The following is an 18,657-nucleotide window of genomic DNA, read 5'->3' on the forward strand; positions in this document are numbered from 1 at the left end:
CCCGTGCCGCCTGGGGCAACTCAGGCGGCCTATTTTTGCTGCAAGCTGTCCGCGTATTTACGCGTTAAGCGAAACAGTGCAGCGACCTCTTCCGGTGACCATGCCGCCAGCACCTGATTCATCAGCTTTTGCCTGGCCACCGCAATGGCATCAAAAATCGCTCTTCCCTGTTCACTCAACGTCACTTCACTGATTCGTCGGTCCTGCGCGTTCGGCTGCTTGTGCGCCAAAGACTGCGCTTCGAGTTTTTTCACCTGCCGACTGACTGTGGTGTAGTCGCGCCCCAGATTATCCGCCAGCTCAACCACACCGACAGGACCGCAGCGGCCAATAGCCACCAGCAGCGGAAAGAGAATTTGATCTAACTGGACGCCCGCCGCCTGCAGCAACTGTTCGTCGCGGACAGGCTGATTCATTACGCCAATGATATCAAGCAGCGCGCCATGGAACTCGGTGATGTCATATTTATTATGTGCAGATTGCATATATTATCCAGCGGTGTATAGTGCCGTTATCTGATATGTGCATTTTACACATAAATAGCTTACGGAGACACTATTATGAAAGCAGCCGTGGTCTTTGACCTCGCCCAGGGGCCGGTTTGGGCAAACTTTGCCGACCCGCAACCGAAAGAACAACACACGCTGGTGAGCGTCAGCGCGTCCGCCATCAGCCACGTAGTAAAAAGCCGTGCCAGCGGTAAACATTACAGCTTTGACGGCACTCTGCCGTTTGGCGTCGGTATCGACGGGACCGGTACGCTGCCCGACGGCCAGCGGGTCTATTTTGCCTTTCCCACCGCACCGTGGGGCAGCATGGCGCAATTTGCTCCTGTGGCGTTAAAACATTGCCTGCCATTGCCCGATGCGTTAGACGATGTAACCGCCGCCGCAATGGCTAATCCCGGAATGTCCGCGTGGGCGGCGTTGGTTAAACGCGCGGCGTTTAAAGCCGGTGAAACGGTGTTGATTAACGGCGCCACCGGCACTGCCGGACAGCTGGCGGTACAAATAGCGCGCTATTTAGGTGCGAAAAAGGTGATTGCGACCGGGCGAAATCCGCAGGCGCTGGCATCACTGGGGGCGGATGCCTGTGTGTTGTTGACGGCGGACGATGCGGTGCTCAATGTGCAATTTGCCGAGCTGGCCAGTCAGCAGATTGACGTGGTGGTGGATTATTTGTGGGGCCACAGCGCTGAATTACTGTTGCCGATACTGGCAAAACGCAGCCCGGGGCAGTCGCCAATCCGCTATGTGCAGGTCGGTTCGCTGGCTGGCGCAGACATCTCGATCAATGGCGCGGTTCTACGATCTGCCCCGCTGCAGCTGATGGGCAGCGGCATCGGAAGTCTGTCGATGCCTGAACTTTTACAGGCAACAGGCGAAATGCTGCAAGCGGCGGCCATTGGCGGTTTCACTATTGCCACCACACCAGCAAGGCTTTGCGATGTGGCGACGGCATGGCCATTGGATAACAGCCAGAAACGAACCGTTTTTCTCGTCGGGTAAAAAAAATCGCTTTCACACAAAAGTTGGGGTTGATATCTTAGATGAGAACTATTATCTTTCTCATTACCGAATGGTTGAGCAAATCGCTCAGGTATTCGGTACGACATTGCTCACATTGCTTCCAGTATTTTTGCCCGCATTCTATGCGGGCTTTTTTTTACCTGTCTGACGGTGTCGGAACAACAATGGTTAACCCGACAGCGCGAGACTTTTCGAGCCGACTGTATCTGCTGTTCTACCTGAATTCATAGTTGATTGATAAATCTCTCGCCCGGCAAAAGCGGAAGTCGTAGTATGAAAAACAGTCGCTAAGCTGGAGCCCGCCATGTCTGATTTCCACAATATTCTCGCCTTCGCATTGGTGTCGCTCGGTATGGCCCTCACCCCCGGCCCTAATATGATCTACCTGATTTCACGGTCCATTTCACAAGGTCGTACGGCAGGCCTGGTGTCACTTGGCGGCGTGGCGCTCGGTTTTATCGTCTATATGGTCAGCGCCGCGTTTGGTCTGACGGCGCTGATGATGGCCGTTCCTTACGCTTACGACGCGTTGAGAATTGCCGGTGTCCTTTATCTATTGTGGATGGCCTGGCAGTCCGTGCGCCCCGGCGGTCGCTCGCCGTTCCAGCTAAAAGAACTGCCGCAGCACAGCCCGCGTAAGCTATTTTTGATGGGACTTTTGACCAACCTGCTCAACCCCAAAATTGCCATCGTCTACCTGTCACTGTTACCACAGTTTATTAACCCGGCCCACGGCAGCGTGCTGACGCAATCGCTGGTGCTGGGGATGACGCAAATTGTGATTAGCGTATCGATTAATGCCATGGTGGCTATTTCGGCAGGAACAATCGCACTGTTTCTGGTACGCAAACCGTCATTTGCAGTCGTCCAGCGCTGGCTAATGGGCGGCGTCTTAACCGGACTTGCCGTTAATATCGCCACCGAATCCCGCCGCTAGCTATGGGTAAAAGATGGACCCGCGCCTTTGCACGCCCTGCGATGGTTCCAGCGTACGGCGTTTAATTGAACGTATTATGGTTAACAAGGAAGATATTTTATGATCAGACATGTTTTAGTTTGTTTTTTCATCTTATGCACATTCGCAGTAAGTGCTGCCGATGGCGGTAACGGTGGTGATGGAGGAACTGTTTCTGATGGCGGAAACGGTTCTGATGGTAGTGATACGGTCTCTGCTCCAGGCCGCGCGGGTTGCCCCGGCGGAAGCAATCCGGATATATCAGGAAAATTTTATCTGCCCGGGACAAAACAGCAATGCAACCCGGGTAAGCAAGATGCAATGAAAAGTAACAGACAAAAGCATTAAGCGTCCTGAAAAATGGGTTGAGGCGCCAGACTTATGACGCCCCTCCTTCTTCATCATTTCAGTGTTTCAATTTTTGGCGGTTGCCAGGTCCCGTCAATTATCGGTTTCTCACCCCAATAAGCGCGAATATACAGCGAGAACATCCCGTCAGGAGCTGGGAGCCAGTTGTTAATTTTGTCTTCCGCAGGACGGGTTTTGCTGACATAAAGTGTTAGAGAACCATCATCGTTAAACTTCAGATTCTTGTTTTTGGTGCCCAGCGAGTATCGGTTGAGCTCATTTGGGCTGAAAAGATGCTTACTGTTATACAGCGTCAGTGACCAGAAGCCTTTCACCGGTGGAAGCTCACCTTTCGGGAAGGTTACCGTGTAGCTCTTGTCACCTGAGAGCTGCATACCGCTGGCATCGTCATCAGTGTAGAAGTACTGGGTTTCGTTCGGCTTATTGTCGAACATGTTCGATTTCGCCGTGCCGGTACGATTGTAGTAATCGACGCCAAACTCAGCATTATGCTTCGAACGATTCCAGCCGTTACCTGCGGGAACGCCATTGTTTTTCCATTTGAAGAACTCAGTAATCACCGTTTTGTCCGTTTCAACGGCGGTTTCATCCATCCACTTACGAATTTCCGGTTTTTTCTTACCAGCCTCAACCAGGTGACGGAACTGGGCATACATCGCCTCCTCTCCCGGCAGCGGCGGCACTTTATCCAGAACATTCGCGAACTGGTCGAAGAATTTTTCTGGAATAACCCATTTCGTTTCGCCTGAACTGGCATCAGGTTTATCGCCAATAGCAGGAATATTGGCGTATTCGAAGGATTTCATCTTCCCGTCGAATTGGCTCAGCGGATAGGTCATGATTTCTTTGATCGGAGCCTGAATAGCCTTTCTGTCTTCCGACGTGTCATCCATCTGAACCCGCGGAATAACGTTCGCCATTTCGGTCGATGAGCGGATAACACCGTTAATCCCTTTTGGCGTTTCCCCTTTCCAGTCTGGGCCTACCAGCAAATAGAAACCAGGTTTTGTGCCATAAGGTTTGCCTACGTTACCAATCTGATTCGTTCGGGCGTCATAGATAGCGTAAACCCAAAAACGACTGCCGAAGTCTGGCACCTGAATAACAATGGGGCCTTTTTCCAGTTCAAAGAATCCCAGGCCATAAGCCACATCCTGGTTAGGACAGGTGACGAAAGTCTCTTCTGGCTTAATGTAATCGGTGAGCATACTCAGCTGCCCCATCGGAGCCACCGGGACCATCCCACCGTTAAGCGCAGGATAAGGCGCTTTGGTGATGGTTTCACGGCGATTAAACTGGTTAACCATCGGCCAGCCCCAGATGTATGCCTGCTGCGCTATTGCCTTAACGTAAGCCTCGGGCATGGTGACATCGGCTGAGGGTTGCGTTAGCTGGTCGAATTTCGTCGGATGCGGAATAGTGAGAGGGGCGCTCTGTGCGAACGCACCCGCACTTAATGTCAGCGTAGTGAACAATGCCAGGTATCGAATTTTCATCTTATTCCTCATTTTTACTTATTCGTTTGCACCAAATCATCCGGTACCCAGGTCTGGTCGTAGAAACCGTCCTCTGTGCCGTAAAGGCGCAATGCAACGAGGAAATTACGACCGGACACCGTTTTAATAAATGCACTGTCCGCCACGCCTTCAGGTTTGCTCGGTCCAAACCAGAGATCTATAGAACCATCCTGATTTTTGGGAATGTTGTAATAACCATTAGTCGATGGCAGTAACTGGTCAGTTTCTGGCATGGTGCCATCGGTAATGTTATAGGCGGTGACCGCCCAGAAGAGCGCGGCTGGCGGGTTCGGCGGTAGATGCAGTTTGTAAGTACTGCTGCCATCCAGGAACTTACCGCTGTTATCCTTCGTGGCAAACGGGTATTTGGAACCCGCACCGGTGGTGTGCATCACCATTGCAGCTGCGCTGGAGTAAGCAATCTGGAAAAACGCAGCGCGCTGGTTAGTGTCCATCGTGCCGTACTGCATCCACTCAGCGGTAGCACCGGCCCAGGACGTTTCCCACTGCCGGTCTTTATAGTAGAGCTGGCGCTGATCGTCGCGACCAACCTGCCGGCGAGCGAGGATCATACGCGGAGCGGCTTCTACCGCTTTTTTTAACATCCCCTGCTGTTTTTCCGTCGGCGCGAACGGTTTACCTTTGACTATCCCGATACTCAACAATGCGCTACGGGTTGCATCAGGGATAGCCGTCAGCGGTTCGTAATCCACAAACTCCTTCACTTTCTGCCAGTAGCTAGCATCTGTCGGATACATCATGTTGACACGCTTACCGCTGGCATCCGGGAACTGCATAGGTTTGACTTCTTTTTCTACATCCCACAAGGGGTAAATCCGCGTTGTCTCGGCATTCTTCACCGCCGGGGTTGGATCAGGTTTGCCATCACCTTTCCCCATAATGGTTCTGAAAAACAGGAATACGTTGTAGGTAGAGGATTTAAAAACGTAATACCCCTGAGGCACTGGCCCTTCGTAGTCTGGCGGAAGCAGTAAATAGAGGCCGCCACGGGCGCGATCCGGACCAATAGCACCGACATCGGTAATTGTTTTCTGGAAGAAGTCGGTAAACATCCCAATAACGTTGGCCGGAGCCTTAACCACCAAAGGACCTGTTTCTTTTAAATCCAGGTAACTCATCGAATAAATGACATCACCGTTAGGCGTCGGTACAACGGCACGACTATCCATACGTTCCTTCCAGATGGGTAGCACGTTGTAGCCTTTGCCGAACGCGGCTTCCGAGCCGTCTCGTAAACCGATGGTATTTAATAATGGTAACGTCTGGATGTAAGCCTGTACGGCATCCTGGTAATAGAGCTCATCGCTGAGCGACTGCGCTTCTTCTTGCGGGAGCCAGTTGCCGTTATTTAATTGCTTCATGAGAGGCGAAAGCGGTGCCTCGACGGAGAGTGCGGGATGCGAAATCAACAGTGCTAATAGAATTGCAGATGTCATGACTCGACGTTTCATCATACCGTCCTGTGCCAAAAGGAAGAAATACTCGGTGTTTTGCATCCCGGCACTCAGCATCAGGTTGTAACTCAGGCACTGACGATACCGAAAGCTGCTGGAAGTATAGTTTATGTTAATAAAAAGTAGCGTTTTCGATTACTTATCTCTTTATCGATTGCGGCTTAGCCCCTTATACGTCCCCCCGCTCGAAATGCAGTTTAGAAACACAACCTCATACAGCCGATTTATCCATTCTATAAAGGGATTTTTTTACGCGGGTTACTATGTTGTTTCTAATGCGTTTTCACACGAAAAAAACCCGCCGGAGCGGGTTTCTACAAAAATCATGTTTTGTGAAATCAGTTTAACGATTATGTAATACAGATAAGTTTTCTTTATTAAAACTTATTGTATCTATCATCCAAGCAACGACATCACCATGCCTTGCATGCTGTTGGACTGCTTCAACATCGACATACTCGTTTGTGACAGCAGCTGGCTTCGCGACATTGAAGAAGCCTCTGCAGCGTAATCTGCATCCTGAATATTTCCTAATGCCAGTTCTGTATTGTCCTTCATATTCGCAAGATTTGCGGAGGTATGGCCCAGACGATTAATTGTTGCACCCAAATCAGAACGAAACTGACCAGATTGATCTAATGCCTCATCCAACTGATTTATTAGCGATTGTGCACCACTGGAGTCGCTGATATTAAATGCACCATTTGCATCAGTATGGTTTACCGTAACTTCATAGATGGCAATCATAGCCGTATCCAGTGACAGCCCAACCTCTACTGTCATACTTTCATCGGCACTGGCACCAATTTGGATATTCATGTCTTTATAAAGTTTAGCATTTGAGTAATCAATATTGCCGTTTGACATTTGTTCGCCAAGCAATTTCTCACCCGCAAAAGATGTATTGCCCAACAAGTTTCCTAGTTCAGAAAACAGCTCCGTGAGCTCAACATTAATAGCCTCCCGGTCTTTGACGCTATTCGTATCATTCGCCGACTGAGTCGCTAAATCTTTCATTCGATGCATGATATTGGTCGCCTCATCGAAAGCGCCCTCGCCAACCTGCAATAGTGCAGTTGCATCAGCGATATTACGCTGCGCCACCGACATCCCCCGGTTTTGTCCCTCGAGGCGCGTGGCTATCTGTAAACCAGCTGCATCATCAGCAGCAGAATTGATACGCTTCCCCGTACCCAGCCGTTCCATCGCTGTAGAGAGTACGTTATTAGATTGATTTAATGCATTCATTGAAGCCATTGATGACGTGCTAGTAAAAATGGATAAAGACACTCTTCGTTCTCCTAATAGAAAGCCTACCGACAGGCTTATCCTTCAGAACGATTAAAGCGACACATCGGATCAGTTAATTAATCATATGAATGTATTAACAAAACCAGGAAAAAAAGAAACCTTTAGCGTTGAATCAATTATGCGGGAACGATGAAATGGATGACTTCGAAGGTTATGCCGACAATCGTCGATAACAACTCGCGTGGGAAAGAGTGGAACAAGCTGGTCAAATAGCGACCAGCTTTGCACAAGGATGTTGCAGAAAAAATCAGAAACGATAGCCCGCCGAGAACATAAACACCCACGGGTCGAGGCGAGTACTGACGCTCTGGTTGACGCCGTTGGCTTTAAATTTAACGTTGGTGTCGATATCCATGTACCACACGGACATGTTCAGCAGCCAGTCACGATTGATCAGATAGTCGAGACCCACCTGCCCGGCAGCGCCCCAGGAGTCGTCGAGACTCAGATCGGAAAGCCCAGCCTTTTTACCCGTATCATTAAAATCGTTGTCAAAGAAGGTGGTGTAGTTAATACCGGCGCCAACGTACGGCCGGAATTTACTGTGCGCATCGCCAAAGTACCATTGCGCCATCAGCGTCGGTGGTAATTGGTGTACGGTCGCAATATCACCGGTTGGCCCGGTGCCCACTTTGTGGCGGAACGGGCTGGCGGCTAACAGCTCAATACCGATATTGTCCGTCGCCATGTAGGTGAAGGTTAAACCTAGCTGCGTGTTGTTACTGACGTTAAAGCCACCAAGGCTACCCAGTACGTTATCGGACCCTTCCGTTGGGCGAACCGTCGCCGACCCCGCGCGAATGAAAAACTCCCCTGCTTCATGCGCCCATGCGCCACCCGACAATGTACTTAACGCAAGTGCAACCACTGCTAACTTTTTCATATCCACTTCCTCATTATGGTTTTTCTGGCGCGGCAAATATACCCATAACGAGTTACTTTTGATCCGTCACGGATCACACTAAGTCATATGATTTAACATTTATTGATCCAGATTAATTTTTACCTTTTACTAACTATCCGTGATTAATACCCAAATCAATTTTCGCATTTAGTGAAAGATTCGACGTTATAGCCGTCATTCAGGCGAATTAATCTCCATCAAAAAGGGAGAAAGGTAACGGGCGGTCTGAACCGCATGCTCAATACGCCGTCAATACGGCTTCTTCTTTACAAAGATATACTTAGAGGGGCTTGTGCGAAGAGTGCTACGCCCGCGCGATTTGCGGTACAATTGCCGGCTAATTAACACCTGCCATACTCAAGGAGAGTGCATGTCTATCACGGCGCAGTCTGTATACCGTGACACGGGTAATTTTTTTCGCAATCAGTTTGTCACCATCTTACTGATTTCATTGCTCTGTTCATTTATCACGGTGGTGCTCGGCCATGCTTTTTCTCCCAGCGATGAGCAACTTGCTACGCTGACGGTTGGAGATCATCTGACCGGGAGCACCGGCCTGTTCGACCTGGTACAGAACATGACCCCGGAACAACAGCAGATCCTGCTGCAGTCTTCCGCAGCCTCAACGTTTGCCGGACTGATTGGCAACGCCATTCTGGCAGGCGGTATTCTGCTGATGATCCAACTGATCTCCGCTGGGCAACCGGTCAGCGCGCTGCGGGCGATTGGCGCCAGCGCGCCGGTTCTGCCAAAACTGCTGCTGCTTATCTTTATCAGTACGTTCCTGATTCAGATGGGCGTGATGTTTATTGTGGTACCGGGTATTCTGCTCGCCATCGTGCTGGCCTTCGCGCCGGTGATGATGGTGCAGGATAAACTGGGCGTCTTCGCTGCCATGCGCAGCAGCATTCGTCTGGGCTGGGCCAATATCCGTATTATCGCCCCAGCGGTGGTTGGCTGGATGCTGGCAAAAACGCTGCTGCTGCTGTTCGCATCCAGCTTTGCCGTGTTGACACCCTATATCGGTGCGGTGGTGGTGAATGCGTTGAGCAACCTGGTTTCCGCCCTGTTGCTGGTCTATTTGTTCCGCGTCTATATGCTTATTCGCAAATAATCTGATGCTGCCCGTCGCGGGCAGCCCTGAACTACGGAATCGAAGTATGAAGCAGTTTCTGGATTTTTTACCGCTGGTTGTCTTCTTCGCCTTTTACAAGATTTATGACATCTATGCAGCAACCTCGGCGCTGATCGTCGCCACTGCCGTGGTGTTAATTTATAGCTGGGTACGCTATCGCAAAGTCGAAAAAATGGCGTTGATTACCTTTGTTCTGGTGGCGGTGTTTGGCGGCCTGACCCTGTTCTTCCACAACGACGAGTTTATCAAGTGGAAAGTCACCGTGATTTACGCTCTGTTTGCCGGTGCGCTGCTGGTAAGCCAGTGGGTGATGAAAAAGCCGCTGATCCAGCGCATGCTGGGTAAAGAGATAACGTTGCCAGAAGCCGTTTGGGGGAAACTGAACGTCGCCTGGGCCATCTTTTTCATTCTCTGTGGGCTGGCAAATATTTACATCGCCTTCTGGCTACCGCAAAACATTTGGGTAAACTTTAAGGTGTTTGGCCTCACGGCGCTGACGCTGGTATTCACCGTGCTGAGCGGGGTTTACATCTATCGCCATATGCCTCAAGACGACCATAAGTAAGCACAGAGAATAAGAATGACACAGCAAAATGACGCTCCTCAGGGTGAGCTGGTATTACGCACATTAGCGATGCCCGCGGATACCAATGCCAACGGCGATATTTTCGGCGGTTGGCTGATGTCGCAAATGGATATTGGCGGCGCCATACTGGCAAAAGAAGTCGCGCACGGGCGGGTTGTCACCGTTCGGGTGGATGGCATGACGTTTCTGCGGCCCGTCGCGGTGGGGGATGTGGTGTGCTGCTACGCCCGCTGCGTCAAACGCGGCAACTCTTCCGTTACCATCAATATTGAAGTGTGGGTCAAGAAGGTTTCATCAGAGCCTATCGGCCAGCGCTATAAAGCGACCGAAGCGCTGTTTATCTACGTCGCGGTCGACCCTCAAGGTAAACCGCGCGCGATTCCAGCCGCATAATTTCAAGCCCGGCCTCGCCGGGCTTGTTGCTTTTAGAGAAAGCCCAGCACTTTTAATACGAAGTAGCCGATAACAATCACGATAATCGGCAGAACGTAGAGCGGGAAAAACTGCACAAAAATAGTATGACGCGGTACTTCCACGCGAGCTTCCAGCGCTTCGCGGCTCAGCCCTTCCGCCCCTTTCGCCTTCTCCAGAATCAGCTGATCTTCAACCCCTTCACGTAGGTGTTTCGCCTGACGCGCCATTCGCGCACCGGAATCCTGCATTGCCAGCGCGATAAAGATCAGCGCGAAGATAATCCAGAACAGAACATTTAGCCCATTGTGAAAGTCTGGCTGCGGCGAGTTGTACCAGAACACATTCAAGAACGGTGTATTAAAACGCATCATGTCCACCATTACGTGAACAAAATCCATCATCACGGCATCAATGCCAGGCTGTTTTGCACTGTGTTCATACATGAATTTCAGCACCGAAATCAGTGTCGAAATCAGCGCGGGTATAAAGATAATCCACCCGGCAATACGCTTAAGAATGGCAATGCGTCCAGCTTGTTGATACGTCATGGGTTCCCCTTGTTTAGACGCTTTATTCGGGACTCAGCCTCAGTCTATCTGCTGATGGCGACTTTCGCCCGACTTTACGCGCGATATGATATACCATTCCCCTGTATTCGTTATCCTAAAGGAGAGGTAGTTATGTCCGCCGAGCGCCAAATAAAAGCCGCCATTTTCGACATGGATGGATTACTGATCGATTCCGAGCCGTTGTGGGATCGTGCCGAACATGAAGTTCTGGGCGAGCTGGGCGTCGACTTTACCCGTCGCCATGAGCTTCCTGATACTCGCGGTTTACGCATCGACCTGGTGGTCGGCCTGTGGTTTGCCCAGCAGCCATGGAGCGGCCCGGACTGCGCAACGGTCGTTCAACGTATCATTGCCCGCGTTATTGCTCAGGTTGAAGCATCTCAGCCACTGCTGCCGGGCGTGCGTGAAGCGGTTGCGCTGTGCAAAGCGGAAGGATTAAAGGTCGGTCTGGCCTCCGCCTCGCCGCTGTATATGCTCGAGAAAGTGTTGACCATGTTCGATCTGCGCGGCCAGTTTGACGCGCTGGCCTCCGCCGACACGCTGGCATACAGCAAGCCGCATCCGCTGGTCTATCTCAACTGCGCGGCTGAACTGGGCGTTGACCCAACGTGCTGCGTGGCGCTGGAAGATTCCGTTAATGGCATGATTGCCAGCAAAGCGGCGCGCATGCGTTCTATCGTCGTTCCTGCGGCGGAAAGTCAGCTTGACCCGCGCTTTAGCCTCGCCGATGTCAAACTCCCGTCGCTCGAGTCCCTCACCCGCGAAAATCTTCTCGGGTAATGGTGATGCGGGCACAGTTTGTGCCCGCAAATACCAACCAAATCATAAAAATGAAACGCTGTTTTATTTTTGTTTGAGTTTTTTGTTTCTCCCCACTATGCTTTGCCCTGTAGGTCATCTCATAACGATAAAAACCGTATACAGGGGTCGACATGATTCTTAATGCTTTCAATCTGCAAGGTAAAGTTGCGCTCGTCACCGGGTGCGATAAAGGTCTGGGTCAAGGCATGGCGCTAGGGCTGGCGGAAGCCGGGTGCGATATCGTCAGCGTCAGCCGCAGCGTACCGCATGAAACGGCGGAAAAAGTGCAGGCTTTGGGACGCCGTTTGTACCCGATTCAGGCCGATCTCAGCCAGCCTGAGAGTATTGCTGATATTGTCCCCGCAGCCGTGGCGGCGGCTGGCCGGATTGATATTCTGGTGAACAATGCCGGAACCATTCGCCGCGAAGATGCGCTGAGCTTTAGCGAGAAGGACTGGGATGAGGTAATGAATCTCAATCTTAAGTCGGTCTTTTTCCTGGCGCAGGCGGTGGCCAGGCAATTTCTGGCCCAGGATAGCGGTGGAAAAATTATTAATATTGCTTCAATGCTCTCTTTCCAGGGCGGCATTCGTGTGCCATCCTACACCGCCTCAAAAAGCGGCGTATTAGGTATCACCCGCCTGCTGGCCAATGAATGGGCGCAGCATCGCATTAATGTGAACGCTATCGCGCCGGGTTATATGGCGACGAATAACACCCAGCAACTGCGTGACGACGCCGACCGCAGCAAAGCGATACTCGACCGTATCCCTGCCGCTCGCTGGGGTACACCAGAAGACCTCAAAGGCCCGGTGGTGTTTCTTGCCTCAGCGGCTGCGGACTACATCAGCGGCTATACGGTAGCCGTTGATGGTGGCTGGCTCGCACGTTAAATTTTTGACAAAGAGTTACACTGTAACCTCTTCCGCCTACTGTATAAAAACCCTATACTGTATGAATTTACAGAACAATGGGTTTTATCATGACGGCGGAAGGTCATCTGCTCTTTTCCATCGCCTGCGCGGTGTTTGCTAAAAATGCCGAATTGACGCCAGTGCTGGCGCAAGGTGACTGGTGGCACATCGTGCCATCGGCGATATTGACCTGTCTGCTGCCGGATATTGACCACCCGCGTTCGCTGCTCGGGCAGCGGCTTAGCTGGCTGTCCAAACCCATTGCCCGCATGTTTGGCCATAGGGGCTTTACCCACAGTCTGCTCGCGGTGTTTGGCGCCCTGACGCTGTTCTATTTGAAAGTGCCCGATAGCTGGATTGTGCCTGCCGATGCGGTGCAGGGTATGGTGCTCGGCTATCTGAGCCACATTCTTGCCGATATGCTCACCCCCGCTGGCGTTCCGCTGCTCTGGCCCTGCCGCTGGCGTTTCCGTTTTCCTATTCTTGCACCGCGTAAAGGGAACCAGCTGGAGCGCGTGCTGTGTATGGCGCTGTTCGCCTACGCTGTTTTTATGCCGCAATCGCTGCCGGAGAACAGCGCCGTGCGCTGGTCATCGTCGATGATCAACATGCTACAAACAGACTTTAATCGCTTTATTCATCGACGTGCTGAACAATAATTCAACAGAAATCACACTTTTGGCATAATCAATTCCATTTGGATATAAGGTTGTGATTCCAGTTCTGTTACCCTTCTCACATCCAGGCAAATCCTCTCGGATTTGTTCTAAAAAAACACACGCCGCAGCGCCATGAAATGGCGCCGGACGGCGTGGACAATACTTCTTCAGGAGAACGGGGATGAACTTTCCACTAGTCGCGAACATTATCGTGTTCGTCGTATTGCTGTTTGCATTGGCACAGACTCGCCACAAACAGTGGAGTCTGGCCAAAAAGGTGTTGGTCGGTCTGGTTGTTGGCGTGGTCTTTGGACTCGCTCTGCAACTGATCTACGGTTCCGATAATCCAGTACTGAAAGATTCCATTCAGTGGTTTAACGTGGTCGGTAACGGCTATGTTCAGCTGCTGCAAATGATCGTCATGCCGCTGGTATTTGCCTCAATTCTGAGCGCCGTCGCTCGTCTGCATAACGCTTCCCAGCTGGGTAAAATCAGTATTCTGACCATCGGTACGCTGCTGTTCACTACGCTGATTGCCGCGCTGGTCGGTGTGTTGGTGACCAATCTGTTTGGCCTGACCGCCGAAGGTCTGGTACAGGGTACGGCTGAAACCGCACGTCTGAATGCCATTCAGAGTAGCTACGCCGGTAAAGTCGCTGACCTGAGCGTACCGCAGCTCCTGCTCTCCTTCGTGCCGAAAAACCCGTTTGCAGACCTGACCGGGGCTAACCCTACCTCCATTATCAGCGTGGTTATCTTCGCCGCCTTCCTGGGTGTCGCCGCACTGAAACTGCTGAAAGACGATGCGCCGAAAGGCCAACGCGTGCTGACCGCTATCGACACGCTGCAAGGCTGGGTGATGAAGCTGGTACGTCTGGTGATGCAGCTGACGCCATACGGCGTGCTGGCGCTGATGACCAAAGTGGTTGCCGGTTCTAACGTGCAGGACATCATCAAGCTCGGCAGCTTTGTGGTCGCGTCTTATCTGGGTCTTATCATCATGTTCGTGGTGCACGGCATTCTGCTGGGTGTCAACGGCGTCAGCCCGCTGAAATACTTCCGTAAAGTATGGCCGGTCCTGACTTTTGCCTTCACCAGTCGCTCCAGCGCCGCGTCTATTCCACTGAACGTGGAAGCACAGACCCGTCGTCTTGGCGTACCGGAATCTATCGCCAGCTTCTCCGCATCCTTTGGTGCGACCATTGGTCAGAACGGTTGTGCCGGTCTGTACCCTGCCATGCTGGCAGTGATGGTTGCGCCAACCGTCGGGATTAACCCGCTGGATCCGCTGTGGATTGCCACCCTCGTGGGTATGGTTACCGTAAGCTCCGCAGGCGTTGCCGGCGTGGGTGGCGGGGCAACATTCGCCGCGCTGATCGTGCTGCCAGCCATGGGGCTGCCGGTGACGCTGGTTGCGCTGTTGATTTCCGTTGAACCGCTGATCGATATGGGTCGTACCGCGCTGAACGTTAGCGGTTCCATGACCGCCGGTACCCTGACCAGCCAGTGGCTGCGCCAGACCGACAAAGAGATCCTCAATAGCGAAGACGATGCCGAGTTAGCGCATCGCTAATCGGTCGTCCGGCTGAGCGATAAACGCCAGCCGGACGAAACGAGATATAAAAAAACGCTGATTTTCATCAGCGTTTTTTTTTGCATCCGGATAACGTAAAACCTTACGCGTCGATTTCCCCATCCTGGCGCATCTGCACAGCCCAACGCTGGGCCGACTCAGGAATACTGAACGCCTGTGAGCGCTGAAACGCGCTGCCCATCAGCACAAATGCCACATACTTTCCGCGCAGCATCCAGACATCGCGAAAACCTTCTACCTTAACGGCATGGTCTGGCGGAGCGGGTTCGCTGCGTGGTACATAGCTGATAATCTGCCGATTTTGTTGGCGAAACGGTTTCATAAGCAGTTAAATTCACAATCATTAATGGCAAAAGCAGGAAAGTCTTATGATAGCAGGATTAGCGTGTGCGCGTCATACACAAAAAAGCCCGGCAGGATCGCTGCCGGGCAAGGGTTGAGGGGGTTAATCACTTACACGTCGCGGTAAGTACCGAGACGATAACCTCTTTCCGCAATCGCGTACTTCAGCGAATCCGAGGTCAATACATCTAGTTCCGCCAGGCGCGGGTAGCAATATGCGCTGCCCATAATCGTGTTATCCACAAACGCCGGGTGGCACATCACTTCAACAGACTGTTCACCGCGCGCCGCTGAGCTATCCAGGGTTTGCAGGAACAGCGCGTCAGAAATGGCTTCGCCATAAAACTCACTGCTAAAACCATCGCTGCTGCGCAGACCTTCAGGAATAACAAATGGATACGCAATGGAGCGGTCAATACGTATTGCAATGCCCTTTGATTTTGCAAACTCCGCCACCAGCGGGAAAATTTGCGGGATCATATGCACGTGATGATGGCTATCAAAGTGCGTTGGCTCCGCGTCAAACAACTCAACAAAGCGGTTGTACTGACACTCAAGCTCATGAGCAATCTCATCCATCGGCAGCGCGCCTTCCTCTGCTACCTGCCAGATCCACTTGCCGAGTTTCCCCTCGCGGGTCAGCCCCGGCATTGGTGACAGCGGCTCGCCCAGCGTCAGCACAAAGTGCATGCCAACGGCCAGTTCAGGCGTGCGGCGGCTGAGACTCGCCGCGTGGTCAATAGCCGCGCCGTTCACCAGCGCGGTCGTCGAGGTCACGAGTCCATTTTTGCAGGCATCAAGAATACCGTAGTTCTGCCCTTTGCTCAGACCAAAATCATCGGCATTAACGATTAACAAACGTTCCATGCTGCCTCCTGTCACTTTTTCAGCTTCTCCACGGTGGCGGCGAAATTCGGCAGCCATTTTTCATGGGCCAGAATCAGTTCACGCGCCAGAATCTCTGCATCTTTATCAGAGTGGATAAGCGGACTTAAGTTCAGCGCCAGCAGCACATCGTTAAACTCACCGCTCAGCGCTGCATTGCTTGCCGCAACCTCGAAACCTTTGATGGTATGGATAAGACCCAGCACTTTTTCATCGAAATGCGTTACGCGCGGATGCGGTTTCGCACCATCGCGACCGAGGATAGAGGTCACTTCGATAGACCAGTCAGCAGGAATATTGTCGATATGCCCGTGGTGCGGAATATTAACGTAGTGCTCGGTCTGCTTATCGTTGTAGATGGCGTTGATCACTTCGCATGCTGCGTCGGAGTAGTATGCGCCACCGCGCAGTTCCAGCTCTTTCGGCTTCACGTTCAGATCCGGATTTTTGTACAGCTCAAACAGCTGTTTCTCGACCTTCTGTACCACCTGAGCACGGGCGCCGCCTTTGTAGTACTCGCCCATTTCGATAGCCAGCATCTCTTTTTGCTTGAAGTAGTACAGCAGATAAGAGCACGGCAGCAGGTTCAGAGAGCGGATAAGCCCTTCGCTGAACGGCATATCGAAGATGTTCTTCACGGTATTGGCGGAGAGCGTACCGGAAGCCACGCCGTCCAGCAGTTCGGCAAAGCGGGACTCGCCGTTCACCAGCACATCGCGAATGAAGACCATGTGGTTCAGGCCGAAGAGATCGATGGAAAGATCGTCGCTCTCGCTCAGGCGCAGCACGTCGGTGATGAACATTTTCATCCCGATAGGAATGTTACAGACGCCGATAAAGCGCTTAAAGTTGGTATGACGGTAAACCGCTTCAGTCACCATCCCGGCCGGGTTGGTAAAGTTGATGACCCACGCGTCAGGGCAAATTTCCTGCACATCTTTGATGATGTCAAAAATCACCGGAATGGTACGCAGACCTTTAAACAGGCCGCCTGCACCGTTGGTTTCCTGCCCCAGATAACCATGGCTCAGCGGGATACGTTCGTCTTTTTCACGAGCCTGGAGCTGGCCGACGCGCAGCTGCGTCGTCACAAAGTCAGCACCCTGCAAGGCTTCGCGGCGGTTAAGAGTTTTGTAGACCTTCATCGGTACGCCGGCTTTTTCTACCATGCGCTGGCACAGAGCGTGGATAATATCCAGCTTCTCCTGCCCGTCTTCTACGTCAACCAGCCATAGTTCGCTGACCGGCAGTTCGTGATAGCGTTTGAGAAAACCTTCCAGCAATTCCGGCGTATAGCTGCTACCACCACCAATAGTAACGACTTTTAATTTCTGGCTCATATCTTTCTCCCTAGAGATCCACAAGCTAAGCGTGGCTGACCCTCCGCATAATATGCGGCGAGATAAATTCTTTGTTTCAGAACTACGAAATATTATCGCAGCGCGTTATTTGATAACCGTTAACTTCTTACGATAGTTACTTGGCGTAAATGAGGTCAGCTTTTTGAATGTCTTAATAAACAAACTTGGGCTGCTATAACCTGATTCATACGCAATATCAGTTACCGAGTAGTTGGTTATTTCCAGTTGTTTTTTGGCAAAGTTAATGCGGATATCATTAATAATCTGCATTGGTGTTTTGCCATAGTAGCGCTGAGTGGCTCGGGTTAAATATTCCTGGGTTTTCCCGGATAACTCGACCATATTCTCCAACGCCCCTTCACCAAATTTTAATTTATCGTGCATGGCTTCAACGGTGGATTTTAACCACTGCGGCGTAACATCCTGCGCCTGCTCTTCACGGTGATGTCGCAGACGATTAATCACATAGAAGGAAACCAGTTCAATAAATTCGTCAAATTCCGTTTCGCGAAAGTGAAGTGATGCAATAACCGACTCAATGTAGCTAAGAAACGTGCTTTTAATCGAATAGACTTGCGAAGCAACCAGAGCAAACGGGACCAGCGCCTGATAGTGGGTGTCGAAGAAGTCTTTGCTGATCCCAACGTTTAGGATTCGCGTCGCACCAAATTCATAGAAGCTCTGGTGGTGAGAACCCATAGGGATGAAAACAAAGTCTCCGCGCTCCAGCATAACCCGTTTGCCATTGATAACCTGATAGTAGCGCCCGGTCAGTACGATTGTGAACTCGTAGTAATCATGCTGGTGTAACCCACTGATGCTTTCCGTTTTGTTGTAGATGAAGACATGAAAATTCTTACCGTTAAAGAGCTGTTGTTCTCTGGCGGTGTTGATTTCCATGCTGATCATCTTTGGTTGCCTCATAGGGAAAAGCCTATTGTACCTTCTCGTGAAGTTCGATCAATTCAGCAACGAGCTCTCGGGCCAACATTGACGTCATTAGATGATCCTGCGCATGAACCAGCACCAGGCTCACTTTCATACGCCCTTCGCCTTCATCGCTTTCAATTAACTGCGTCTGCACACGGTGAGCTTCGCTCAGCGCAACGCGGGACTGGTCCATAGTGGCTTTTGCACCTTCAAAATCACCCTGCTTAGCCTGCTTCAGCGCGGCATATGCCAGGCTACGCGCCTGCCCGGAGTTGATAATCAGGCCCATCACCACTTCTTCGAGATCGTTTTCCTGCACGTCCTCAGCAACAACATTTTCCAAATCAAACATAACTATTCCCTTTTTGTGAGGGCGGTATGGAGACTCGCTCCATACCGCATTGGCA

The 18,657-nt window shown here is 51.5% G+C and carries 21 protein-coding genes; 10 read left to right on the forward strand and 11 right to left on the reverse strand.

Annotation, left to right across the window (positions count from 1 at the left end; genetic code table 11):
* Positions 1-29: 29 nt before the first annotated feature.
* Positions 30-485: a MarR family winged helix-turn-helix transcriptional regulator gene (locus ABOC97_RS18055; RefSeq protein WP_349600364.1), complete on the reverse strand. Its 456-nt coding sequence runs from the start codon at positions 483-485 to the stop codon at positions 30-32.
* Between the two features lie 75 nt (positions 486-560).
* On the opposite strand from ABOC97_RS18055, the gene ABOC97_RS18060 reads away from it, so the two are divergent.
* The 3 genes from ABOC97_RS18060 (at position 561) to ABOC97_RS18070 (ending at position 2,832) form a co-directional block, all read left to right on the forward strand.
* Positions 561-1,508 (forward strand): quinone oxidoreductase family protein, encoded by a 948-nt coding sequence (locus tag ABOC97_RS18060; RefSeq protein ID WP_349600366.1) that lies wholly within the window; start codon positions 561-563, stop codon positions 1,506-1,508.
* A 325-nt stretch (positions 1,509-1,833) separates the two neighbouring features.
* Positions 1,834-2,466: a LysE family translocator gene (locus ABOC97_RS18065; protein WP_349600368.1), complete on the forward strand. Its 633-nt coding sequence runs from the start codon at positions 1,834-1,836 to the stop codon at positions 2,464-2,466.
* Between the two features lie 99 nt (positions 2,467-2,565).
* On the forward strand, positions 2,566-2,832 hold the full coding sequence (locus ABOC97_RS18070) for a hypothetical protein (RefSeq protein ID WP_349600371.1): 267 nt from the start codon (positions 2,566-2,568) through the stop codon (positions 2,830-2,832).
* 53 nt (positions 2,833-2,885) lie between these two features.
* Here ABOC97_RS18070 and ABOC97_RS18075 read toward each other — a convergent pair whose 3' ends face one another.
* From ABOC97_RS18075 to ompW, 4 genes are all read right to left on the reverse strand, one after another.
* Positions 2,886-4,349, reverse strand: a complete 1,464-nt coding sequence (locus ABOC97_RS18075; RefSeq protein ID WP_349600374.1) for a DUF1254 domain-containing protein — start codon at positions 4,347-4,349, stop codon at positions 2,886-2,888.
* A gap of 14 nt (positions 4,350-4,363) precedes the next feature.
* A complete protein-coding gene (locus ABOC97_RS18080; RefSeq protein WP_349600532.1) occupies positions 4,364-5,842 on the reverse strand; it encodes a DUF1254 domain-containing protein in 1,479 nt (492 codons plus the stop codon).
* Between the two features lie 399 nt (positions 5,843-6,241).
* Positions 6,242-7,135, reverse strand: coding sequence for a flagellin N-terminal helical domain-containing protein (locus ABOC97_RS18085; protein WP_349600377.1), 894 nt, complete (start codon positions 7,133-7,135; stop codon positions 6,242-6,244).
* 268 nt (positions 7,136-7,403) lie between these two features.
* A complete protein-coding gene (gene ompW, locus ABOC97_RS18090; protein WP_349600379.1) occupies positions 7,404-8,039 on the reverse strand; it encodes an outer membrane protein OmpW in 636 nt (211 codons plus the stop codon).
* 391 nt (positions 8,040-8,430) lie between these two features.
* Here ompW and ABOC97_RS18095 point away from each other — a divergent pair, with 391 nt between their 5' ends.
* The 3 genes from ABOC97_RS18095 to yciA are packed head-to-tail and all read left to right on the forward strand — an operon-like array spanning position 8,431 to position 10,174.
* Positions 8,431-9,174, forward strand: coding sequence for a YciC family protein (locus ABOC97_RS18095; protein WP_349600382.1), 744 nt, complete (start codon positions 8,431-8,433; stop codon positions 9,172-9,174).
* Positions 9,175-9,220: 46 nt separating this feature from the next.
* Positions 9,221-9,760, forward strand: a complete 540-nt coding sequence (locus ABOC97_RS18100; RefSeq protein WP_234506097.1) for a septation protein A — start codon at positions 9,221-9,223, stop codon at positions 9,758-9,760.
* Between the two features lie 15 nt (positions 9,761-9,775).
* Entirely contained in the window at positions 9,776-10,174 is a 399-nt protein-coding gene (gene yciA, locus ABOC97_RS18105; protein WP_234506100.1) for an acyl-CoA thioester hydrolase YciA, read from the forward strand.
* Between the two features lie 32 nt (positions 10,175-10,206).
* Here yciA and ABOC97_RS18110 read toward each other — a convergent pair whose 3' ends face one another.
* On the reverse strand, positions 10,207-10,743 hold the full coding sequence (locus ABOC97_RS18110) for a YniB family protein (RefSeq protein WP_349600387.1): 537 nt from the start codon (positions 10,741-10,743) through the stop codon (positions 10,207-10,209).
* Positions 10,744-10,875: 132 nt separating this feature from the next.
* Here ABOC97_RS18110 and hxpB point away from each other — a divergent pair, with 132 nt between their 5' ends.
* The 4 genes from hxpB to ABOC97_RS18130 all read left to right on the forward strand — a co-directional run bounded on the left by hxpB (position 10,876) and on the right by ABOC97_RS18130 (position 14,711).
* Positions 10,876-11,544 (forward strand): hexitol phosphatase HxpB, encoded by a 669-nt coding sequence (gene hxpB, locus ABOC97_RS18115; protein ID WP_349600390.1) that lies wholly within the window; start codon positions 10,876-10,878, stop codon positions 11,542-11,544.
* A gap of 152 nt (positions 11,545-11,696) precedes the next feature.
* On the forward strand, positions 11,697-12,458 hold the full coding sequence (kduD, locus tag ABOC97_RS18120) for a 2-dehydro-3-deoxy-D-gluconate 5-dehydrogenase KduD (protein WP_349600393.1): 762 nt from the start codon (positions 11,697-11,699) through the stop codon (positions 12,456-12,458).
* A gap of 89 nt (positions 12,459-12,547) precedes the next feature.
* Positions 12,548-13,138, forward strand: a complete 591-nt coding sequence (locus ABOC97_RS18125; RefSeq protein ID WP_234506111.1) for a metal-dependent hydrolase — start codon at positions 12,548-12,550, stop codon at positions 13,136-13,138.
* Positions 13,139-13,319: 181 nt separating this feature from the next.
* The gene (locus ABOC97_RS18130; RefSeq protein ID WP_349600396.1) at positions 13,320-14,711 is read left to right on the forward strand and encodes an L-cystine transporter; all 1,392 of its coding nucleotides are present in this window, start codon (positions 13,320-13,322) and stop codon (positions 14,709-14,711) included.
* A gap of 103 nt (positions 14,712-14,814) precedes the next feature.
* On the opposite strand, the gene cedA is transcribed toward ABOC97_RS18130, so the two are convergent.
* The 5 genes from cedA to chbA form a co-directional block, all read right to left on the reverse strand.
* Positions 14,815-15,054 (reverse strand): cell division activator CedA, encoded by a 240-nt coding sequence (gene cedA / locus ABOC97_RS18135; RefSeq protein ID WP_234506118.1) that lies wholly within the window; start codon positions 15,052-15,054, stop codon positions 14,815-14,817.
* Positions 15,055-15,185: 131 nt separating this feature from the next.
* Positions 15,186-15,941, reverse strand: a complete 756-nt coding sequence (chbG, locus tag ABOC97_RS18140) for a chitin disaccharide deacetylase (protein WP_234506121.1) — start codon at positions 15,939-15,941, stop codon at positions 15,186-15,188.
* An 11-nt stretch (positions 15,942-15,952) separates the two neighbouring features.
* Positions 15,953-17,299 carry a 6-phospho-beta-glucosidase gene (locus tag ABOC97_RS18145; protein ID WP_234506124.1) on the reverse strand — a complete coding sequence of 449 codons (1,347 nt, stop codon included), beginning with the start codon at positions 17,297-17,299 and terminating at the stop codon, positions 15,953-15,955.
* A gap of 105 nt (positions 17,300-17,404) precedes the next feature.
* Positions 17,405-18,229 (reverse strand): transcriptional regulator ChbR, encoded by an 825-nt coding sequence (chbR, locus tag ABOC97_RS18150; RefSeq protein WP_234506128.1) that lies wholly within the window; start codon positions 18,227-18,229, stop codon positions 17,405-17,407.
* Positions 18,230-18,254: 25 nt separating this feature from the next.
* Positions 18,255-18,602: a PTS N,N'-diacetylchitobiose transporter subunit IIA gene (chbA, locus tag ABOC97_RS18155; RefSeq protein WP_234506132.1), complete on the reverse strand. Its 348-nt coding sequence runs from the start codon at positions 18,600-18,602 to the stop codon at positions 18,255-18,257.
* Positions 18,603-18,657: the final 55 nt, after the last annotated feature.

The sequence above is a fragment of the Kluyvera huaxiensis genome (assembly GCF_040149365.1).
Taxonomy (GTDB): domain Bacteria; phylum Pseudomonadota; class Gammaproteobacteria; order Enterobacterales; family Enterobacteriaceae; genus Kluyvera; species Kluyvera intermedia_A.